Raw genomic sequence first — 18,130 nt, 5'->3', positions numbered from 1 at the left:
GCACAATCTCCGGATGAGCGATGAAGACCCGTACCTCTGGCTGGAAGACGTCACCGGCGAGGCCGCCCTCGGCTGGGTCCGCGAACGCAACGACGAAACGGTGGCCGCACTGACCGGGAGCCCCGGGTTCAAGGTGCTCGAGAGCGCGATCCGCGAGGTACTCGACGACGACGGCCGGATCCCCTACGTCGTCCGCCGCGGCAGCCACCTCTACAACTTCTGGCAGGACGCCGACCACGTACGCGGGCTGTGGCGGCGCACCACGCTGGAGGAGTACGTCAAGGACCGGCCCGTCTGGGAGCCGGTCCTGGACCTGGACGCCCTGGCCGAGGCCGAGGGGGAGAAATGGGCCTGGGCGGGCAGCAGGGTGCTGGGACCCGAGTACCGCCACGCCCTGGTCCTGCTGTCGCGGGACGGCGCGGACGCCTGCGTGGTGCGCGAGTTCGACCTGGAGACCCTGGAGTTCACCGCGGGCGGGTTCGAGGTCGCGGAGGCCAGGACCACCATCGGGTGGATCGACCGCGACCGGGTGTGGATCGGCACGGACTTCGGTCCCGGCTCGATGTCCGGGTCCGGCTACCCGCTCCAGGTCCGCCGCTGGCGGCGCGGCACACCCCTGGCGGAGGCCGAACTCGTCTACGAGGGCCGGCCCTCCGACATCTCGGCGTCCGGCTGGCACGACGACACCCCGGGCTTCGAACGGGACTTCCTGCACCGGCAGATCGACTTCTGGCACCAGGAGATGTTCCTGCGCCCGGAGGACGGATCGGCCGCGGAGCCGGAGAAGATCGACGTACCGGACGACGCGGGCGCCTCCGTCCACCGCGAATGGCTGATCGTCGCCCCGAAATCTCCGTGGCTCGGCCACGAGGCGGGCACGCTGCTCGCCTTCGACTTCGACGCCTTCCGGGCGGGCGAGCGGGAGGCGGCGGTGCTGTTCACCCCGGACGCGCAGACCGCGCTCGCCGGGTGGAGCTGGACCCGCAACCACCTCATCCTCACCACCCGCGCCGACGTCTCCTCCCGGATGGAGCTCCTGACTCCGGGACCCGGCCCCGACGGCTGGCAGCGCGCCCCGCTGGCCGGGGTACCGCCGCTGTCCACGGCCTCCGTCACCTGCACCGACCCGGACGTCGGCGACGAGTACTTCCTGAACGTCTCCGGCTACCTCCAGCCCTCCACCCTCTACCGGGGCACGGCGGGCGAGGGCGAGGGCGCGAGCGTGAAGCGGGGACCGGCGCTGTTCGACACCGCCGGTCTCGCCGTGCGCCAGTACTTCGCGGTCTCCGCGGACGGCACGCGCGTCCCCTACTTCGTCGTCGGCCCCGAGGACCGGCCCGGCCCCGGCCCCACCCTGATGTACGGGTACGGCGGCTTCGAGATCTCCATGGTCCCGCAGTACAGCGCGGTCACCGGCCGGGCCTGGCTGGCGCGCGGCGGCACGTACGTGGTCGCGGGGATCCGCGGCGGGCACGAGTACGGGCCCGGCTGGCACCGGGCGGCCCTCGGGGCGAACCGGGTCAGGGCGTTCGAGGACTTCGCCGCCGTCGCCCGGGACCTCACCGCCCGCGCCATCACCACCCCCGCCCAGCTGGGGATCGAGGGAGGCAGCAACGGCGGCCTCCTGATGGGCGCGATGCTCACCCGCGAACCGGAACTCTTCGGTGCCGTCGTCGCGCACGTGCCGCTGATGGACATGCTCCGCTTCCACCGGCTGCTCGCGGGCGCCAGCTGGACCGCCGAGTACGGGGACCCCGAGAACCCCGCCGACCGGCCCCACCTGGAGGAGATCTCCCCCTACCACCGGATCCGCACCGGGGGCCCCGCGTACCCGCCCCTGCTGCTGCTCACCTCGACCCGTGACGACCGGGTGCACCCCGGGCACGCCCGCAAGATGGCCGCCCGGCTGCGCGAGTTCGGGCACCCCGTCCTGTTCCACGAGCACCTGGGCGGCGGCCACTCCGGGGCCACCGACCACGAGCAGACGGCGTTCAACGAGGCGCTCGTGCACACCTTTCTGTGGGAGCGGCTGACCCCGGGGGCCTGACCGATCCGCCGCCGGCGCCGGGCGGCCCTCGTCACCATCGCAGCGACGCCGCCACCGGCAGGTGATCGCTGGCGGTGGCCGGAAGGGTCCGGGCAGAGACCACGGTGAGCTCGCGGACCAGGATCTGGTCGATGCGGGCGACGGGAAACCGCGCGGGCCAGCTGAAACCGAAGCCCGCGCCCGCCGCTTCCTGGGCCGAGCGGAAGCGGCCCGTCACCGGCGCCAGCGCCCGGTCGTCGGTGGTGCCGTTGAAATCGCCGAGCAGGAGCGTCCGTCCGGCCGGGGCGGAGTCCAGCTCCGCGGCCAGCCGGCCCGCGGCCTCGTTGCGGCGGTCGGTGGTGAAACCCGAACCGAGGCGGACGCGGACGGACGGCAGGTGGGCGACGTAGACGGTGAGCGGGCCCTCGGGAGTGTCGGCGACGGTCCGCAGGGCACTGCGCCACGGCACGAGCGGGACCGCGGCCGTATCGCGCAGGGGGTAGGTGCTCCACAGGCCGACGGTGCCCTCCACCGCGTGGTACGGGTGGGTCCCGGCCAGCGTCTGCTCGTACTGGCGCAGGGCGGGCCAGGTCAGTTCCTCCAGGGCGATCAGCTGCGCGCCCGAGGCGGCGAGCGCGCGGGCGGTGGCCGCCGGATCGGGGTTCACGTCGTCCACGTTGTGGGTCAGGACGGTGAGGTCTGCCGGGCCGCCGGGACCCCGGTCGAGGAACGTGCCGCCGTGGAGGGCGGCCCAGGTGACCGCGGGCAGGAGAACGGCGACCAGAGCCAGGCGGGAGCGGCGCAGCAGCGCGGCGGCGAACAGCGCCGCGACCGGCGCGGCGGTCCAGGGCAGGAAGGTCTCGACGAGGCTGCCGAGGTGGGGGCCGCGGTCCGGGATCCAGCCGTGCAGCGGCATCAGCAGCGTGAGGAACACGGCGAGGGCGGCGATCACCCGGCCGCGGCGGGTGCGCAGGACGCGGCGCACGCGGGGGAGTCCGGGGAGCCGGGTGAGCCGGGGGAGCCGGGGGAGGATCCGGCGGCGGCGCGGGGCCGTCGGCGTGTCTGCGTGCGCGTTCATGATCTCGGAGACGCCCGAAAGGGGGTTCGAGGTTCTGTCCGTATCCCGACACCTTTCGGGCCCCGTACTCGCCGCCGCCGGAGGCTCCGGGGCCTACCCGGGTGTCCGCTCGGAGCCCTGGCCCGCGGCGCGCATCCGCCGCACGCGCCGGCGGCGCAGCAGCAGGCCGCCCGCCGCGCCGGCCAGGGCCGCCGCGGCCACACCCGCCGTGGTCCACCAGACGGCGTCGTCCGCGGTCCCGTCGGGCGGGGTGGCGGGAGCGGAGGGAGTGCCGGCGGGGTCGGGGGCGGACACCGGCACGGATGCCGATACGGATGCGGATGCCGACGGCGAGGCGGATACGGGGGAGACGGGGGGTACGGGAGTCGTCGGGGCCGGAGCCCCCGTGGCGGGTGCGGGGTCCACCACGGGTACGGACAGCTCGAGTTCGCCGTGCCCGAGATCCGGGAACCCGACGTCGATGGTGACCTTCCAGTTGCCGGGCGGCAGTATCTCGGCGGTGGTCCAGCCCGCCGGGGCGGCGGCGACATCGCGGATGAGACGCCAGGGCCCCAGTGAGCGGGAGCCGTCGGGGCTGACGGCGTTCACCGTGGCGGCGACGGCCTCCTCGACGGGGTCCCCGTCGTTCTCCCAGGTGACGTCGGCGGTGACGTGGCCGTCCCGCTGCCCGGTCACGGTCACCTTCACGGTGTCGCCGTGGGCGTGGGCAGCGGTGGGGGTCAGGAACAGGAGGCCGACTGCGGCCAGCAGGGCCGGGAAAGCGGTTCGTATGCGCATCGTGGCGGTGCTCCGGGTGGCTGGGGTGAGGGGACCGGCGGACGGCCGCGCGGTGCGGCCGTCCGCCGGGGAAGGACCGGCCCGGGTGATCGGTGACCACCCGTCAGTCGGTCAGGGGGCGGTGGACCCGGCAGGTCAGCCGGCCTTCTGCACGGTCCACGCCTGCGTGGCGCGGCCGTCCGCCCGCTGGAGGTCGAGCAGCCAGTTCCCGTAGTAGGGGCGGTTGCTCACGGTCAGCGCGAAGCCGCCGCTCGGGTCCGTGACCGTCACCGCGCCACCGCGGGAGGTCAGCTTCCAGGCCTGCGCACCGTTCGCGCCGCAGGGCTGCTGGGCGACCCACATGCCCGCGGCGGGAGTACCGCCCGGCTGCAGGCACTTGCCGGAGACCGCGGACCGGATGCGGACCTGCCCGCTGCCCGCGTCGTCGAAGTACCACTGCTGCTGGGCGTATCCGTTGGCCCGCGCACCGACGAGTACGGTGCCGTCCGCGCTGCGTCCGCCCCACACCTCGGCGTTCATGCCGGTGCTGCCGTTGCCGAGCAGGTACTTGGTGCCCGGGGTGGTCGCGCCGCCGCCGGTGCCCGTCGTACGGAACGAGGCGGCCTTGCCCGGTCCGCTGTCCCGGCCGGAGCCGTCGCGGACCGAGACGGTGACGGTGTACGCGGTGTTGGGCTGGAGGTTGTAGATGCGCAGCGCCTGGGACTGCACCCAGGTCAGGTGCTTGCCGTTCAGCAGGACCTGGTACCAGGCGGCGCCCTCGACCTTGGGCCAGCTCACCACGACGGAGTCGGACTGGATCTGGCCGGCCGTCGCGGCCGGGCCGCCCGTGGGCTTCTTGGTCGGCGTCGGAGTGGGCTTCTTGGTGGGGGTCGGGTTCGGGTTCGGACCGGGGTCGGTGCCGCCCTTGGTGCGCATCAGGAACTGGTTGTCGGCGATGTTCCAGTGCGTGGCGAGGTAGCTGCCCGCCTTGGGACTCGTGTGGAAGTAGTCGTCGTGGTTGCAGTCCAGGATGTTCTCGGACGCCTGGTTGGTGCAGATGTTGCGCATCTGCGGGTAGTACGGGGTGTCCGAGTAGCACATGACGTCGTACTCGTCGGTGCAGTGCGCGCCGCGGCTGGTGTTGGGCGCGCTGTTGTTGACCGCCCCCAGGTTGTGGCCGAGTTCGTGGGCGGCGGTGTGTCCGCCCCAGCAGCCGGAGTCGGTACGCCCGTACGAGGGGCCGAAGTTGCTCTGGTTGGCCTGGCCGGGCCGCTCATCGCCGTTGAAGGTGCCGATGCCGCAGTAGACCTGGCTGTCGGCGAAGATCATGTACTTGCGGTCGCGGCGGTCGAGCCCCTTGGCGGCGAGCGCGGCGTTGGTCGCGCTGAACTCCGCGAGCGCCGAGGCCGGGAGCTCGATGTTGAGCACGGTGGGGGTACAGTCGGCGGCCGTCACGTAGCGGATGTGCCGGACCCCGCCGGTCTCCTGGGCGCTCGCCGCGTAGATCAGGTCGGCGTCGGCCGCCCACTTGCGGAACGAGGCGACGTACTCGGAGTAGCGGTCGCGGCCGGGGGCGTGGACGTAGACCACCTGGACGCGGTTGCCGGTGCTGCCGTCGCCGTCGCACTGGACGGTCTGGCCCGCGGGGCCCGCGGCGACTGTCTGGCCGCCGGTGGACGAGGCCTCGGGAGCGGGCGTCTTCGCGGAGGCCGCGGCGGCGTCGGCGGCGGGCGCGTCCTGAGGACGCCCGCCGCCTTCCGTGGTCGCCGGGTCGTCGCTCGCAGGCCGGGCCGGATCGGCCGCGGGGGCCGAGGCCTTGACGACCGGGGCGACCTCCTTCGTGATGTCGACGCCCTTGGGCGGGGCATCGGGGCCGTGGGTGCAGTGGCCGACGTCCGTGCGGTAGACGCCGACGCACTTGTCGCCCTTCGGTGCGATCTGGAGGCCGTCGTAGACCATGCCCCGCGCGCTCTCGTTGGCGGGCGCGCTCGCGATGGGCTCCGGCTCCTGGTCGCGTGCGGGCGCGGCGGCCGGGGCCGCGGCTTCCGCGGCGGCCTCGGCGGGGGCCGCGGCCTGGGCCCCGTCGCCGATTCCGGAGTAGGCGATGCCGGTGGCGATCACCGCCGCCGTGGCCGCGGCGGCGGTGAGGAGTATCAACCGCCGGGGTTTGCGGCGGTGTTCGCGCCGTCTGCGTCGTCCTGTCATGGGCACCTCAAATCGAGTTCGGAACACTGGGTGCGCGGAAGCCTGCCAGACGAATGCGCCGGAGAATTCGGACAAAGGGGAGGGCGTCTCGAGAAATCGTTCCGTTACCTGTTGATCTGATTTGACGAACCATCAACTCGTAGTGCTAAAAGGGGAGTTACGCGCGTCGCGTGTGATTGGTCCAGGCCAATAAAGGGGAGTCGTTATCAAATCGAGATATGAACCCGTGACTTATTGACGGGAATTCAGTCAGGTATTCATCCAATAACTACCTGTCGAATTGCCTCCGTTACGACCCGTGAGGAACCGTCCGCATCCCCCTGCTAGCCACCGACAACGGGACAATCGGCCACGGGTCCGCCCCAGGGGGCGGATAGGGGGGCGCCGGCGGACGGGCAGTCCACCGGCCCTCGCGGCCGTCCGGCGGTTCAGGCGTCGATGACGCTCAGATCGAGCCGTGCGAGGCGCTCGGGATCCGTCAGGATGTCGAGGGCGGTGATCCTGCCGTCCCGCACGGTGAACGCCATGACCGAGAGCGGCCGCCCCTGCGACAGCGAGACCACGCCCGGAAGGCCGTTGACCAGCACCGGGTACGCGGCTTCGGCGAAGCGGGCGAAGGCGATCGCCTGGGAGGCGACCTCGGCCGCGCCGCGCCGGAGCATGCTGGGCAGCAGCGTCCCGCCGTCGGAACGCGCCACGATGCCAGGGTCGAGTACGGCGACGAGCGCCTCGAAGTCCCCGCCGCGGGCGGCGGCCAGGAAGGCGTCGACGACCGTGCGCAGGCGGGCCCGGTCGGTGTCGGGAGCGGGCTCCGCGCCGTGGACGCGGCGACGGGCGCGGCTGGCGAGCTGCCGGGTGGTGGCGGCGCTGCGCCCGAGCACCGGGGCGATCTCGTCGAAGGGCACGGCGAACAGGTCGTGCAGCACGAACGCGAGCCGCTCGGCGGGGGAGAGGGTGTCCAGGACGACCATCAGGGCGATGCCGACCGAGTCCGCCAGGAGCATCTCGTGCTCGGGGTCGAGGCCGTCCGCCCTGCTGAGGACCGGGTCGGGGATGCGCACCTGCCCGTCCTGGTCGTGTAGGGGGTCCTCGCGCCGCGTGGTCCGCGAGCGCAGCATGTCCAGGCACACCCGGCCGGTCACCGTGGTCAGCCAGCCGCCCAGGTTCTCCACGGCGTCGGCGTCGGAGCGGCTCAGCTTGAGCCAGGTCTCCTGTACGGCGTCCTCGGCCTCGCTCAGCGAGCCCAGCATGCGGTAGGCGACGGCCCGCAGATGGGCGCGGTGCCCCTCGAAGCGCTGTGCCAGAAGGTCGTGGTCGCTCACCTGTCGCATCCCCCGTGTTCCGTGCCGTCGTACTGACCGGTTATTCAACGGACGATAACCGATGGGCCGTTGCCGCGACGGAACCGTGATCGTTTGAGTGGCTGAGAGTGGCCGGGGCGGTCATGGTTCGACACGTGAGGCGAGTGGTCGGCATGCGGATTGCGCGCAGGACGGTTCTGCAGGCGGCTTCGGCCGGCGCCCTGGCGGCGCTGTCCGGCCTCCCCCCGACGGCCGCGGCGGCGCACCCCCGGCCCGAGCCGCCGCCCGGGGACCTGGTCCGGCTGCGCTTCACCCGCGCCACCAACGGAGCCGCGACCGCCACCGCCACCGGGGACCGGGTCATCGCGGAGGTACAGAACGTTCTCTGGTCCCTCCCCGCGGACGGATCGCCCGCGACCCCGCTCACCCCGCCCGATCTGGAGCCGGGCCGCCCCGTCTTCTCCCCGGACGGCCGCCGGGTGGCGATGAGCGCCTACCGCGGCGGCGCCTTCCACATCTGGCTGATGCAAGCCGACGGGTCGGGCCTGCGCCGGCTCACCGACGGCCCCTTCGACCACCGCGCGCCCGCCTGGTCGCCCGACGGCCGCACCCTCGCCTTCTGTTCCGAACGCGGCGGCGACCCGGTGGCGGGCAGTCCGTACCGGATCTGGACCGTCGCGGTCGCCGACGGCCGCCTGCGCCGCCTGACGGGCCTGCCGGGGCAGCCCGGCCCCCACCAGGACGGGCATGGCGCGCAGGGCGGGCAGGGCGGGCAGGGCGGCGCCGGAGGGGAGGGCCAGGACACCGCCGTGTGGGAGGACTTCGATCCCGTCTGGTCGCCGGACGGCACCCGCGTGCTCTTCCTCCGCGGCACGCTCGCCGGCGAGACCCTGACCGCCCGGACCCTCGCCTCCGTCCCCGCCGACGGCCAAGGCCCCGTACGGACCGAACACACCGTCACCGAGGGCAGTCTGCGCACACCGGCGCTCTCCCCGGCCGGGCGCACCGCGTGGCTGTCCGCCGCCCCCGGCCCCCGCAAGGCCGAGAGCTTCAGCCTGTACGTGGACGGCCGCCGGGTCGCCCTCGACGGGGACCTCGCGCCCGCGCCCCCGCGCTGGATCGGCGAGGACCGCCTGCTGCTCACCCTCGACGGCCGGTTCCGGGTGATCGAACCCGACGGGGACACCACGGGCCGGACGATCCGGACGATCCCCCTCGACGCCACCCTCGAAGTTCCCCGCCCCCGGCGCCGGTTCAAGGAGTACGTCCTCGAGGCCGAGCGGACCCGCCCGGTGCGCGGCATCCACCTGCCGCGCCTGTCGCCCGACGGCCGCAGCGTGGCCTTCGCCGCGCTCAACGCCCTGTGGGTGGCGCCCGTCACCGGGGGCGCACCGCGCAAGATCCTCCAGGCCCCGGCCACCGCGTACGTCCAGGGACCCGTCTGGACCCCGGACGGCCGGGCCCTGGTCTACACCGACGACCGCGACGGGCTGAACACCGTACGCCGCAAGGAACTCACCGGTGGCCGCGACAGCGTGCTCGCCGCGGGCGGACGCGTCTACGGTGCCCTCTCGCCGGACGGCTCGCGGCTCGCGGCCCTGGACCTCGCCGGGCGGCTCCTCGTCCGCGACCTCGCGACCGGCACCGACACCCCGCTGGTCGCCGCCCTCGGCGGCGGGGGCCTGCCCGGCCCGCCCAGCTGGTCTCCCGACGGACGGTACGTCGCCCTCTGCGACCGCAACCGCCTCAGCCGCCGCTTCCGCGAGGGCTATAACCTCATCCGGATCGTCGACACCACCACGGGCTCGGCCCGCCTGCACGCGCTCGCCCCGCACACCTCGCTCTCGGACCGGTACGCCTCCGGCCCCGCCTGGTCACCCGACGGCCGGTTCCTGGCCTGCGTCGGCGAGTCGGCCCTGTGGCTGCTGCCCGTCGCCCCCGACGGCACGCCCACCGGCCCGGCCCGCCTCCTCACCGACGAGCCCGCCGACCACCCGTCGTGGTCCGCCGACTCCCGCACCCTCCTCTACCAGTCCGGCGCCCGGCTGCGCCTGCTCACCCTCGACGGCGCGGGGGCGCCCGCCGCGGCCCCCCGGACCGTGCCGCTCGCCCTGACCTACCGCCGCCCCGCCCCCGTCGACACCGTCGTGCACGCCGGACTGCTGTGGGACGCCACCGGCGCACCGCCCCGCGCCGACGTCGACGTCCTCATCAGCGGCGGCCGGATCACCGCCGTCGAACCCCACCGGCCGGGCCGCCGCGCGGCGCGCATGGTCGACCACTCCGCCGGCACGGTCCTGCCCGGCCTGTGGGACTCCCACGTCCACCCGTACCCGTACACCTACGGCGCCCGGCAGGGTGCGCTGCACCTCGCGTACGGGGTGACCACCGCCGTCTCCCTCGGCGGCTCCGCCTACGAACAGGCCCGGCTGCGCGAGGACATCCGGGCCCGCCGGCTCACCGCACCGCGGCTGCTGGCCGGCGGTGAGCTCCTCGACGGATCCCGGGTCGCCTACAGCATGGGCCGGGCCCACCGCACCCGCGAGGGCTTCGCCCGCTCGCTGGCCCGGGCCGAGGCGCTGGACTGGGACGTCGTCAAGACCTACGTCCGCGCCCCGTACGCGCTCATGGAGGAAGCCGCCCGGTTCGCCCACGAGCGGCTCGGCGTACTGGCCGGTTCCCACCTGTGCGCGCCCGGCGTCCAGGCGGGCCAGGACCTGACCACGCACCTGGTGGCGACCGAGCGTGCGGAGTACGGCCACGGCGCCACCCCGGCGGGCCACACCTACCAGGACACGCTGGAGGTCTACACCCGCGGCGGCTTCGACCTCGTCGCCACCCCGTTCACGGCCCTGCCGCTGATCGGCGCCGATCCGGAGCTCGCCGCGGACTCCCGGGTCACGGCCCTGATGCCGCCCTGGGACGTGGAGGCCGTCCGGGCCGCCGCGGCCCGGCCGCCGACCGCGGAGCAGAGCGAGGTCCTCGAACGGGAAGTCGCCACCTACCGGCGGCTCCTGGCGGGCGGCGGCCGCCTGGCGCTCGGCACCGACGCCCCGCTCACCCCGGTCGGCCTCCACCTCCACCTGGCCCTGCGCGCCCTGCACCGGTACGGCCTGTCCCCGGCGGAGACACTCACCACCGTCACCCGTACGCCCGCCCGTGTCTTCGGCGTTGCCGACCGGCTCGGCACGGTCGAGCCCGGCAGGATCGCCGACCTCACCCTCGTGGACGGCGCCCCCTTCACCGACTTCGCCGACCTGATCCGCGTACGGGCGACGGTACGCGGCGGAACCGTCGCCGAACGCACCGCTCAGGAACGTGCCTTCACCCGCCCGGCCGCATCGGACTCGGCCGACGAGGACTGGCGCGCCGTCCTGCACCAGCTGCTCCGGGACGGCTGCTGTACGGGTGACCGATAGTGCTGTGACCGCGGGCGCCATGACCGGCACGATTCACCGGCCGCAGCGCTAGCGCAGGGGCAGCAGGTCCGGGCGTTTCGCGGTGCGGCCGTCGCCGGAGGAGCGGCCGCTGAGGCGGCGGCCGATCCAGGGGCCGAGGAAACCGGCCGCCCAGCGCAGTTCGGCTCCGGCGGCCTGCAGGCGGCCGGGCGCCGGCCGCGGTGGCAGGGGGTGGGTCCAGGAGTCGTCGCTGCCGAGAAGGCGGACGGCCTCGGCGAGGGCGGCGGCGATCCGGGCGTGGCCCAGGGGACTGACGTGGAGGCGGTCCGTGCTCCACAGCCGCGGGTCGGTGGCGACGGGCTGCGCGGCGATCTCGGCGACGGTGACCCCGTGCCGCGCGGCCGCGGCGCGGATGCGGTCGTTGAGGCCGGTGACGCGGGAGCCGAGCGGTCGCGCCAGCGGCGCGATCTGCCCCAGGTCGGGGACGGTCACGGTCAGCACGTGGGCGCCGGCCGCCGTGAACGCGGCGAACATGTCCTCAAGGTGGCCGGCCACCCGCGCCGCGTCGAACCGGGGCCGGAGCAGGTCGTTGACCCCGGCGACGACGGTGACCAGGTCGGGGCGCAGGGCCAGGGCGGGGGCCAGCTGTTCGGCGTGGACCTGGCCGGCCAGCCGGCCGCGTACGGCCAGATTGGCGTACCGCAGCCCGGGGTGGGCCGCCGCGAGGTGTTCGGCGAACCGGTCGGCGAAGCCCCGCAGACCGATGGTGTCGTCGCCGTCGCCCACTCCTTCGCTCTGGCTGTCGCCCAGGGCGACGTAGCGCAGGTACGCACCGTTCGTCATGAGTGGTCGGTCCTTTCGCCGGTCAGTCGTTCCTTCAGGACGGCCGCGGTCCGCAGGCACCAGTCGCGGTGGCCCTGTTCGAAGGCCACGCCGCGCAGGCAGGTCAGGTACCCGCCGATCCGTTCGCCGTTCCGGAGGAACTCCTCCTCGCCGGCATCGCCGCGCATCCGCCGCAGCAGGGTGTCGAGCAGCTCGATCTTGGCCTCGGCGGCGGCCGCCCGCGCCTCCAGCTGCTCGATCACGGGCACCGTGCCGACGCGGTCGGCGGTCTGGACCTTGACGAGGAGGTCGTCGCGGATGACCGAGGGCTTCGCCGCGGCCGCCGCGAACTCCTCCAGCGCGGCGCGGCCGGCGTCGGTGACGTGGAAGAGGCGCTTGTTGGGCCGGGTCTCCTGGACCACCTGCCGTCCCGCCACCAGGCCTTCCCGCTCCAGCTTGGCCAGCTCGGCGTACAGCTGCTGGGGGAGCGCGTGCCAGAAGTTCGCGACGCTGACGTCGAACACCTTGGCCAGTTGGTAGCCGCTGTACTCGCCGTCCAGCAGCGCCGCCAGCACGGCATGTCGCAAGGCCATCGCCGCAGCCCCTTCCCTTCCCTCGTCCGTCCGGTGCATCATACTCAAGAAAATGACTAGTCATATCCTTGAGTATCTGGAGGGGTCATGGAGACTGCCGAACGCTTCCGCGCCGCCGTGGAGAAGCGTGATCTCGCCGTACTGGACGAGCTGTTCACCGACGACATCCGGCTGTACAGCCCGGTGAAGTTCACCCCGTTCGAGGGCAAGCCGATGGTCCTGGGCCTCTTCGGGGTCCTGCTGCGCGTGTTCGAGGACATCCGCTACGTCGGGTACCTGGAGGGCGCGGCCGAGACCGGCGGCGACGGCGAGGAGGCCCCCTCGGCGATCCTGCCGTTCCGGGCCGTCGTGAACGGCAAGCAGATCCACGGGATCGACCTGCTCCAGTTCGACGGGACGGGCCGGGTCAAGGAGTTCACCGTGATGGTCCGGCCCCAGTCGGCCGTGCAGGCCCTGGGCCAGGCGGTCCTGGCCGGCCTGGTGGCCGACGGCCTCGTCCCCGGCGAGGCCGTCCCCGGTCCGGCCTAGGTCTTGTTCTCGCTGTCGGCGAGGATCAGGTCGGCGGCGTAGTGCGGGCAGGACGCCGTGTGCCAGGTCACCGACAGCGAGTCCGCCACGGCGCTCAGGGTCCGTGCGACCCCCTCCTTGTCGGTGGCCCGGCAGTACGGGCAGACAACGGTCCTGGGGCGCAGAAAATCGAGCATGGTCACGTCCTTCCCGCGGGCAGTGTGCACACGGACTGGTCCAGAAGTATCAAATCCCGGCGCTATCGGGTCGTGATACCCGCGAGTACGCACAAACCGTTCTCATCAGGCGTGGCAGCGGAGTTGTCAGTGGGGCCTGACAGGATCGGAGGCATGAACCTTCCCGTCCCCCTTCCGCCGGAACCCCACAGGTCGGAGGCGTACGCCGACTGGGTGCGCGCCCACGACCCGGGGGCCGAAACCGCCGCGGTCGGCCTGCTCGCCGACGTGCGCGACCGCGTGTCGCGCGCGTACCCGAAGGCGGGCCGCGCCCTGGACGGGATGGCGTACCTCGCGCGGCAGCTGCCGCCGCGTCATCTGCCCTGGTTCTGGGACACGATGGCCCACCGGCTCATCTCCTGGGACCCGAAGGCCGCCGGGCGGGCGTACACCCTCGCCCGCACCGCGGAGCGGGAGCACGCCCTGCCCGTCGACCCCGCCTGGCGCAGGGAGAACGTACTGCTGCTCGCCCGCGCGGGCGCCCTCCCGGCCAAGGAGTTGAGCGGTCACCAGGGATGGCTGGCCGCCCGGTTGGAGCCGGCCGACGCGCACGCCCAAGCGGGCCCGCGCGGGACGCACGGCCTTCGTCCCGGGCGGATGGGCCGAGTTCAAGGCCCCGCACCTTCCGATGGAGACGGCCAAACTCGCCGCCCATGCGGTGTCCGCCGACACCGCGGACTTCCACGGCCCCTTCGTCCGCGCCCTGCCAACGGTCCCGCCGCACGAACTGTTCGCCAGGGCCTGGGCGGAGGCCGTCGTACGGGCAGGTGACAGCGGCTGATCCGTGGTCAGGGCCTTCGACGTACGCGCAGCACGTCCGCGGTCAGGTCGTCCTCCAGGGCGAGGCCGGCCCGCGCGAGCTCCTCGGCGAGCTCCTGCGGGGTCATCGGCCGGAGCAGGAAGGTCTCCTCGGCCCGCCGCAGGACCCGGCCCCGGCGGCACACCAGGTAGGTGTAGTCGCAGCGGATCCGGCCCTCGCCGTCGGCGCGCGCCGTGACGTGCCCGCGGTAGCTGTCGATGCCCAGGCGTACTTCACCGAGCGAGCGCCGGGTGGGCCGGGACGGCAGCCGGGCCGGAGGGCGGTCCAGGAGGAGCAGGCCGCCCGGCACCAGCAGATCGGCCGCCGTACGCCACAGCGCGCGCCGCTCGTCGGGCGGCAGGCAGGGGATCATCCGCAGGCACACCACCAGATCCGCCTGGCCGGTGAGCGACAGGTCGAGCGCGGAACAGGCGTGCACCGTGACCCGGTCCGCGGCCGAGCCGCCGACCGGGGGGTGCAGGCGGGAGAGCAGCAACGCCCGCATCGCCGGGGCCGGTTCGACGGCGTGGACGGGCACGATCGACGCGTTGATCAGCACCTGGGTGACCAGGCCGGTGCCCGCGCCCACCTCGACGATCCCCACCCGGGCCGCCGCGGCCGGAGCGGCGAGCACCTGCGCGTGCCGGTGGTACGCCCGGGCGTGCAGCAGGTCGTAGAACTCGGCCGACGCGGCATACGCCCCGGCGTGTTCCACCGGCCGCGCGTCCACGGGCCGCACGTCCACCCGTGGTGCGTCCACCGGCCGCGTGTCCACCGGCTGTGCGTCCACCCGTGGGTCCAGCCGCCGTGCCTCCACCCGTATGTCCATCGGGCCATCATCGTCGGGTACGACCCGGCCCACGAGCGCACGATCCGGCCACCCGGAGCCGGCACCCGCCCTGACCACTGGCGACGACAGACACATCCGCGGGGCGGAGTGTGGCGGCTGCACACATGGGAGCGATGAGGGAACGTCGCGGATGATTCCGAGCCATGACAAGCGGAATCACTCCCGCGTTCGACGGGACAGCAGGTGTCGACCTGGCCGGACGCACGGCCATGGTGACCGGGGCCGGCAGCGGTATCGGACGCGCCTGCGCCACGGCCCTCGCCGCGGCGGGGGCCCACGTCCACGTCGTGGACATCGACGGCCGGGCAGCCGCGGCCGTCGCCGAGCGGATCGGCGGCACGCCCCATGTCGTGGACCTGGCCCAGGGCGGCCTCGTGGAGGGGTTGCCGGCCGGCATCGACATCCTCGTCAACAATGCGGGCCTCCAGCACGTGGCGCCGCTGACCGAGTTCCCCCCGGACCGGTTCGAACTGCTCCAGAAGGTGATGGTCCACGCCCCGTTCCTGCTGCTCCGCCGGACCCTGCCGCACATGCGGGAACAGGGCTGGGGCCGCATCGTCAACATCTCCAGCGTCCACGGCATGCGGGCCAGCGCGTTCAAAGCCGGATACGTGACCGCGAAGCACGCCCTGGAGGGTTTGAGCAAGGTCGCCGCCCTCGAAGGCGCTCCGCACGGCATCACCAGCAACTGCGTGAACCCCGGCTACGTGCGCACGCCCCTGGTGGAACGGCAGATCGCGGCCCAGGCCGCCGCGCACGGCATCGACGCCGACCGGGTGGTCGGCGAGGTGATGCTCAGCCGCTCGGCGGTCAAGCGGCTGATCGAGCCGGAGGAGGTAGCCGCCGTCGCCGTATGGCTCTGCGGACCCCACACCGGTTACCTCACCGGCGCCTCGATCCCCCTGGACGGCGGCTGGACGGCCGCCTGATACTGCGCCGGGCAGAACAACCCGACCACGGAGGGGAATCGATGAGGCCGACCGAGATGTTCCGCACCGCGTTACGAAGGCCGGGCCGCGGCATCGTGCAGATGGCGGCACTGGCCGCGGCGGCGAGCGTGCTCGTGCCTGCGCCCGCCCACGCGGCACCCGCGTGCGGCGTCACCGGGTCGGCGCCACCGGTCGAAGTGGCGCGCGTACCCGATTGGGTCGAGTCGATCGTCGTCGACCAGCGGGGCCGGATGTTCGCCATCGCGTACTCCACGGGCCGGGTCTACCGCATCGACGCGCCGGGCGCCGCGCCCGTCCCGATCACCGGGAACATCGGCGCCAACGGGGGGATCGTCGTCCGCGACGACGGCCGGCTCCTCGTCGGCACGGGCAACGACGTGGTGCACTCGCTCACCGGCGACGTCCTGCCGGTGTCCGAACTCCTCCTGGTCGACCCGGAGTCCGGCGAGGTCAGCACGTACGCTTCCGGCCTCGGCGGCATCGACGGCGTGGCCCTCGCGCCCGACGGCACCGTGTACACGTCGACGCTGGGCGGCCGGAACATCGGCCGCGTCACGCCCGAGGGGCGGGTCGATCCCGCCTGGGCCCGCGTGCCGCAGGCCAACGGGATCGCCGTCTCCCCGGACGGCGGCCAGGTGTACATCGTCCAGACCACCGTCGCCCCCGGGGTGTACCGGATTCCCACGGACGACCCGGCACACCCGCAGCGGTGGATCTCCGCCGGCCCGTCCGACGTCCTCGCCCTGCCCGACGGCCTGACGCTCGACGGCCGGGGGCGCCCGTTGATCGCCACGCACGCGTCGGGGCAGATCTGGCGGGTGGAGGGTGGGAGCCTGTGCGCCGTCGAGTCGGGGATGCACCTCTCCACCCAGATCACGTACGGACGGTCCGACCGGGGCTTCTCCGCCGGCAGGCTCTACCGTGCGGGCATCGACGGAAAGATCTACGAGGTCCCCGCCGGCGCGGAACCGCCGGCCGGATAGCCGCCCCGGCTGCCCTCACGGTCCGGCGGGGCCATCACGCGGGGTACGGTCTCCGCCGGAGGCAGCGCGGCACCCCGGCACCCCGGCACCCCGGCACTGTCGGGGAGGCTGGACCGCGGGAGGATCCGCTCACTGCCCACGGCCTTCACCGCGTCCGAACCCGAACCCACGCGCTCGCGTTCTCCCAGGCACGCCGACGGGCTACGGCCCCAGCTGCTCCGGTGGACCGGCCGCACCTCCCGCACCCGCGGCGCGCCCACGACCTGGACGAAGGCGGACGCGGCCGGCCTGCTCTTGGTCAGCCGCCTCTCCAAACGCTGGGACACCCGCCAGCACACGACCGGCAAGACCGTCTGGGCCGAGCAGTCCCGGCCGAGCACACCGTGGGACGCCGCGGGCGTGGACGGCCCGACCACGGTCAGACCGCCGCCGATTCCCTTCCCTGCGTGGCCGCAGGAGCTGTGCCGTGTCCATGTCCCACCGTGCTGCGGAAGGCGGCCATGCAACGGGCACAGTAGCGTTCCACCGTTCCTTCCGACATGAGTGCGGCGACCGTCGACGCCTGCGGCAGCAAGTAGCCGCACAGCGTGGTCGCCGTCTGCCTCTTGGCTAGGACGTGCCACAGCATTTCCGATCGTTCGGGGGTGAACTCGGCGCGCATTTCGTACATGGGCCGTTCCCTTTCTGCCGTGGCGGCCGCGTCAACCGACCGTCTCCGACCATGAGAGCGCCCCTGCTCCAAAGAGGCCAACGGGCGTAGGCCAACAGGGGGAAATCGGCCTTCCGCAGGTTTGGCGGTCATCGCGCCCGTCCGGTACCCGGATGGCGCGCTGAGCTGCTGTCACACACGCGCCGGGCCTGTCTGCCCCCTTGGCGCGCCTCACTTTCAGGCCGCCTCTCGCACGGGCAGGATGACCCTGCCAGACGCATCAGCCCAGGGCCGGGCAACTGGCGGCAGGAGGACACCACCATGAAGACCACCTTCGAGACGGCGATCCAGCACACCGCACACACGGTCATGGTCGCCGCCATCGGGGAGCTGGACGCGGCCGCCGAATCGTCCCTTCGCGCTGTGCCGGGCGCTGTGCCGCCGGGCATGACCGTCGCCTTGATCGACGTGCACGGGGTGCCGTTCATGGACTCGGCCGGCCTGCTGCTCCTCCTCGACCTGCACCGGCGCCTGGAGCTCGGCGGCCTCCGCGTCCTGGTGGTGGGGTGGCAGCCGCAGCCGCAGCGCCTCATGAGCCACGTGGCCGGTCTCTCCGCAGAGGACGGGGAACCGTATGCCGTCCGGCACAGTGCCCTCGTCGGCTTCCGCCGCATGATCCAGCAGCGGGCGGAGCACCAACGTGCCGCCGCCGACCGAACGGGAATGCACGTCTTGCCCCTGCGGTAGCAGACGGGTAACGGCCTGCCCGGCCGGGGTGCGCGAGGAACGGGCGTGACCACGGGTGGGCAGGAGGCGTTGTCACCATGCCGGAGCAGCGCACCTACCCGGGCTGTCCTGCTCCGGCTCCCCTCCAGGGCCGTTACGCAGTGCGACCGTGTGCCGGTGTCGACGATGGTGCTGCCGATCCGGTGCGGAGGCGGTCAGGTGCCCTCAGGCGCCCGGCAGCGCATCCGGCT

At 73.5% G+C, this 18,130-nt stretch carries 16 protein-coding genes; 7 read left to right on the top strand and 9 right to left on the bottom strand.

Features of this window, described 5'->3' with window-relative positions:
• Nucleotides 1-13 precede the first annotated feature (13 nt).
• The gene (locus ACZ6I1_RS19555) at nt 14-2,047 is read left to right on the top strand and encodes a prolyl oligopeptidase family serine peptidase (protein WP_469288753.1); all 2,034 of its coding nucleotides are present in this window, start codon (nt 14-16) and stop codon (nt 2,045-2,047) included.
• Between the two features lie 31 nt (nt 2,048-2,078).
• On the opposite strand, the gene ACZ6I1_RS19550 is transcribed toward ACZ6I1_RS19555, so the two are convergent.
• The 4 genes from ACZ6I1_RS19550 to ACZ6I1_RS19535 all read right to left on the bottom strand — a co-directional run bounded on the left by ACZ6I1_RS19550 (nt 2,079) and on the right by ACZ6I1_RS19535 (nt 7,387).
• The gene (locus ACZ6I1_RS19550) at nt 2,079-3,104 is read right to left on the bottom strand and encodes an endonuclease/exonuclease/phosphatase family protein (RefSeq protein WP_469288751.1); all 1,026 of its coding nucleotides are present in this window, start codon (nt 3,102-3,104) and stop codon (nt 2,079-2,081) included.
• Nucleotides 3,105-3,197: 93 nt separating this feature from the next.
• A complete protein-coding gene (locus ACZ6I1_RS19545) occupies nt 3,198-3,881 on the bottom strand; it encodes a hypothetical protein (protein WP_469288749.1) in 684 nt (227 codons plus the stop codon).
• Nucleotides 3,882-4,016: 135 nt separating this feature from the next.
• Nucleotides 4,017-6,017 carry an RICIN domain-containing protein gene (locus tag ACZ6I1_RS19540; RefSeq protein ID WP_469288747.1) on the bottom strand — a complete coding sequence of 667 codons (2,001 nt, stop codon included), beginning with the start codon at nt 6,015-6,017 and terminating at the stop codon, nt 4,017-4,019.
• 476 nt (nt 6,018-6,493) lie between these two features.
• Nucleotides 6,494-7,387 carry a sigma-70 family RNA polymerase sigma factor gene (locus ACZ6I1_RS19535; RefSeq protein WP_469288745.1) on the bottom strand — a complete coding sequence of 298 codons (894 nt, stop codon included), beginning with the start codon at nt 7,385-7,387 and terminating at the stop codon, nt 6,494-6,496.
• A gap of 152 nt (nt 7,388-7,539) precedes the next feature.
• On the opposite strand from ACZ6I1_RS19535, the gene ACZ6I1_RS19530 reads away from it, so the two are divergent.
• Complete coding sequence (locus ACZ6I1_RS19530; protein ID WP_469288743.1) at nt 7,540-10,785, top strand: amidohydrolase family protein; 3,246 nt, start codon at nt 7,540-7,542, stop codon at nt 10,783-10,785.
• A 48-nt stretch (nt 10,786-10,833) separates the two neighbouring features.
• Here ACZ6I1_RS19530 and ACZ6I1_RS19525 read toward each other — a convergent pair whose 3' ends face one another.
• Both ACZ6I1_RS19525 and ACZ6I1_RS19520 read right to left on the bottom strand, forming a co-directional pair.
• The gene (locus tag ACZ6I1_RS19525) at nt 10,834-11,607 is read right to left on the bottom strand and encodes an SGNH/GDSL hydrolase family protein (protein ID WP_469288741.1); all 774 of its coding nucleotides are present in this window, start codon (nt 11,605-11,607) and stop codon (nt 10,834-10,836) included.
• Nucleotides 11,604-12,179, bottom strand: coding sequence for a PadR family transcriptional regulator (locus ACZ6I1_RS19520; protein WP_469288739.1), 576 nt, complete (start codon nt 12,177-12,179; stop codon nt 11,604-11,606). The genes ACZ6I1_RS19525 and ACZ6I1_RS19520 overlap by 4 nt, the downstream gene beginning before the upstream one ends.
• Before the next feature lie 87 nt (nt 12,180-12,266).
• Between ACZ6I1_RS19520 and ACZ6I1_RS19515 the strand changes: the two genes are divergently transcribed.
• Nucleotides 12,267-12,707 (top strand): nuclear transport factor 2 family protein, encoded by a 441-nt coding sequence (locus ACZ6I1_RS19515; RefSeq protein WP_469288737.1) that lies wholly within the window; start codon nt 12,267-12,269, stop codon nt 12,705-12,707.
• On the opposite strand, the gene ACZ6I1_RS19510 is transcribed toward ACZ6I1_RS19515, so the two are convergent.
• Nucleotides 12,704-12,883 (bottom strand): hypothetical protein, encoded by a 180-nt coding sequence (locus ACZ6I1_RS19510; RefSeq protein ID WP_469288735.1) that lies wholly within the window; start codon nt 12,881-12,883, stop codon nt 12,704-12,706. The two genes, ACZ6I1_RS19515 and ACZ6I1_RS19510, sit on opposite strands and share 4 nt — an antisense overlap.
• A 153-nt stretch (nt 12,884-13,036) precedes the next feature.
• Between ACZ6I1_RS19510 and ACZ6I1_RS19505 the strand changes: the two genes are divergently transcribed.
• Entirely contained in the window at nt 13,037-13,693 is a 657-nt protein-coding gene (locus tag ACZ6I1_RS19505; RefSeq protein ID WP_469288733.1) for a hypothetical protein, read from the top strand.
• A 17-nt stretch (nt 13,694-13,710) separates the two neighbouring features.
• On the opposite strand, the gene ACZ6I1_RS19500 is transcribed toward ACZ6I1_RS19505, so the two are convergent.
• Nucleotides 13,711-14,550 carry a class I SAM-dependent methyltransferase gene (locus ACZ6I1_RS19500; protein ID WP_469288731.1) on the bottom strand — a complete coding sequence of 280 codons (840 nt, stop codon included), beginning with the start codon at nt 14,548-14,550 and terminating at the stop codon, nt 13,711-13,713.
• 164 nt (nt 14,551-14,714) lie between these two features.
• On the opposite strand from ACZ6I1_RS19500, the gene ACZ6I1_RS19495 reads away from it, so the two are divergent.
• Complete coding sequence (locus ACZ6I1_RS19495; RefSeq protein ID WP_469288729.1) at nt 14,715-15,500, top strand: 3-hydroxybutyrate dehydrogenase; 786 nt, start codon at nt 14,715-14,717, stop codon at nt 15,498-15,500.
• Between the two features lie 41 nt (nt 15,501-15,541).
• Nucleotides 15,542-16,504, top strand: a complete 963-nt coding sequence (locus ACZ6I1_RS19490; protein ID WP_469288727.1) for an SMP-30/gluconolactonase/LRE family protein — start codon at nt 15,542-15,544, stop codon at nt 16,502-16,504.
• 418 nt (nt 16,505-16,922) lie between these two features.
• On the opposite strand, the gene ACZ6I1_RS19485 is transcribed toward ACZ6I1_RS19490, so the two are convergent.
• Nucleotides 16,923-17,174 carry a hypothetical protein gene (locus ACZ6I1_RS19485; protein ID WP_469288725.1) on the bottom strand — a complete coding sequence of 84 codons (252 nt, stop codon included), beginning with the start codon at nt 17,172-17,174 and terminating at the stop codon, nt 16,923-16,925.
• 300 nt (nt 17,175-17,474) lie between these two features.
• On the opposite strand from ACZ6I1_RS19485, the gene ACZ6I1_RS19480 reads away from it, so the two are divergent.
• Nucleotides 17,475-17,900, top strand: coding sequence for an STAS domain-containing protein (locus tag ACZ6I1_RS19480; RefSeq protein WP_469288723.1), 426 nt, complete (start codon nt 17,475-17,477; stop codon nt 17,898-17,900).
• Nucleotides 17,901-18,130: the final 230 nt, after the last annotated feature.

The sequence above is a fragment of the Streptomyces sp. NPDC046303 genome (assembly GCF_055588085.1).
Note: the sequence above shows the minus strand (reverse complement) of the source record. Positions and strands in the feature narration are given on the sequence as shown.

Coding starts and splice junctions, on each gene's coding strand:
- ACZ6I1_RS19500 (WP_469288731.1), bottom strand. CDS start 14,550: ATGGACATACGGGTGGAGGCACGGCGGCTGGACCCACGGGTGGACGCA.
- ACZ6I1_RS19480 (WP_469288723.1), top strand. CDS start 17,475: ATGAAGACCACCTTCGAGACGGCGATCCAGCACACCGCACACACGGTC.
- ACZ6I1_RS19490 (WP_469288727.1), top strand. CDS start 15,542: ATGAGGCCGACCGAGATGTTCCGCACCGCGTTACGAAGGCCGGGCCGC.
- ACZ6I1_RS19485 (WP_469288725.1), bottom strand. CDS start 17,174: ATGTACGAAATGCGCGCCGAGTTCACCCCCGAACGATCGGAAATGCTG.
- ACZ6I1_RS19555 (WP_469288753.1), top strand. CDS start 14: ATGAGCGATGAAGACCCGTACCTCTGGCTGGAAGACGTCACCGGCGAG.
- ACZ6I1_RS19525 (WP_469288741.1), bottom strand. CDS start 11,607: ATGACGAACGGTGCGTACCTGCGCTACGTCGCCCTGGGCGACAGCCAG.
- ACZ6I1_RS19545 (WP_469288749.1), bottom strand. CDS start 3,881: ATGCGCATACGAACCGCTTTCCCGGCCCTGCTGGCCGCAGTCGGCCTC.
- ACZ6I1_RS19515 (WP_469288737.1), top strand. CDS start 12,267: ATGGAGACTGCCGAACGCTTCCGCGCCGCCGTGGAGAAGCGTGATCTC.
- ACZ6I1_RS19530 (WP_469288743.1), top strand. CDS start 7,540: ATGCGGATTGCGCGCAGGACGGTTCTGCAGGCGGCTTCGGCCGGCGCC.
- ACZ6I1_RS19510 (WP_469288735.1), bottom strand. CDS start 12,883: ATGCTCGATTTTCTGCGCCCCAGGACCGTTGTCTGCCCGTACTGCCGG.
- ACZ6I1_RS19505 (WP_469288733.1), top strand. CDS start 13,037: ATGAACCTTCCCGTCCCCCTTCCGCCGGAACCCCACAGGTCGGAGGCG.
- ACZ6I1_RS19550 (WP_469288751.1), bottom strand. CDS start 3,104: ATGAACGCGCACGCAGACACGCCGACGGCCCCGCGCCGCCGCCGGATC.
- ACZ6I1_RS19520 (WP_469288739.1), bottom strand. CDS start 12,179: ATGGCCTTGCGACATGCCGTGCTGGCGGCGCTGCTGGACGGCGAGTAC.
- ACZ6I1_RS19495 (WP_469288729.1), top strand. CDS start 14,715: ATGACAAGCGGAATCACTCCCGCGTTCGACGGGACAGCAGGTGTCGAC.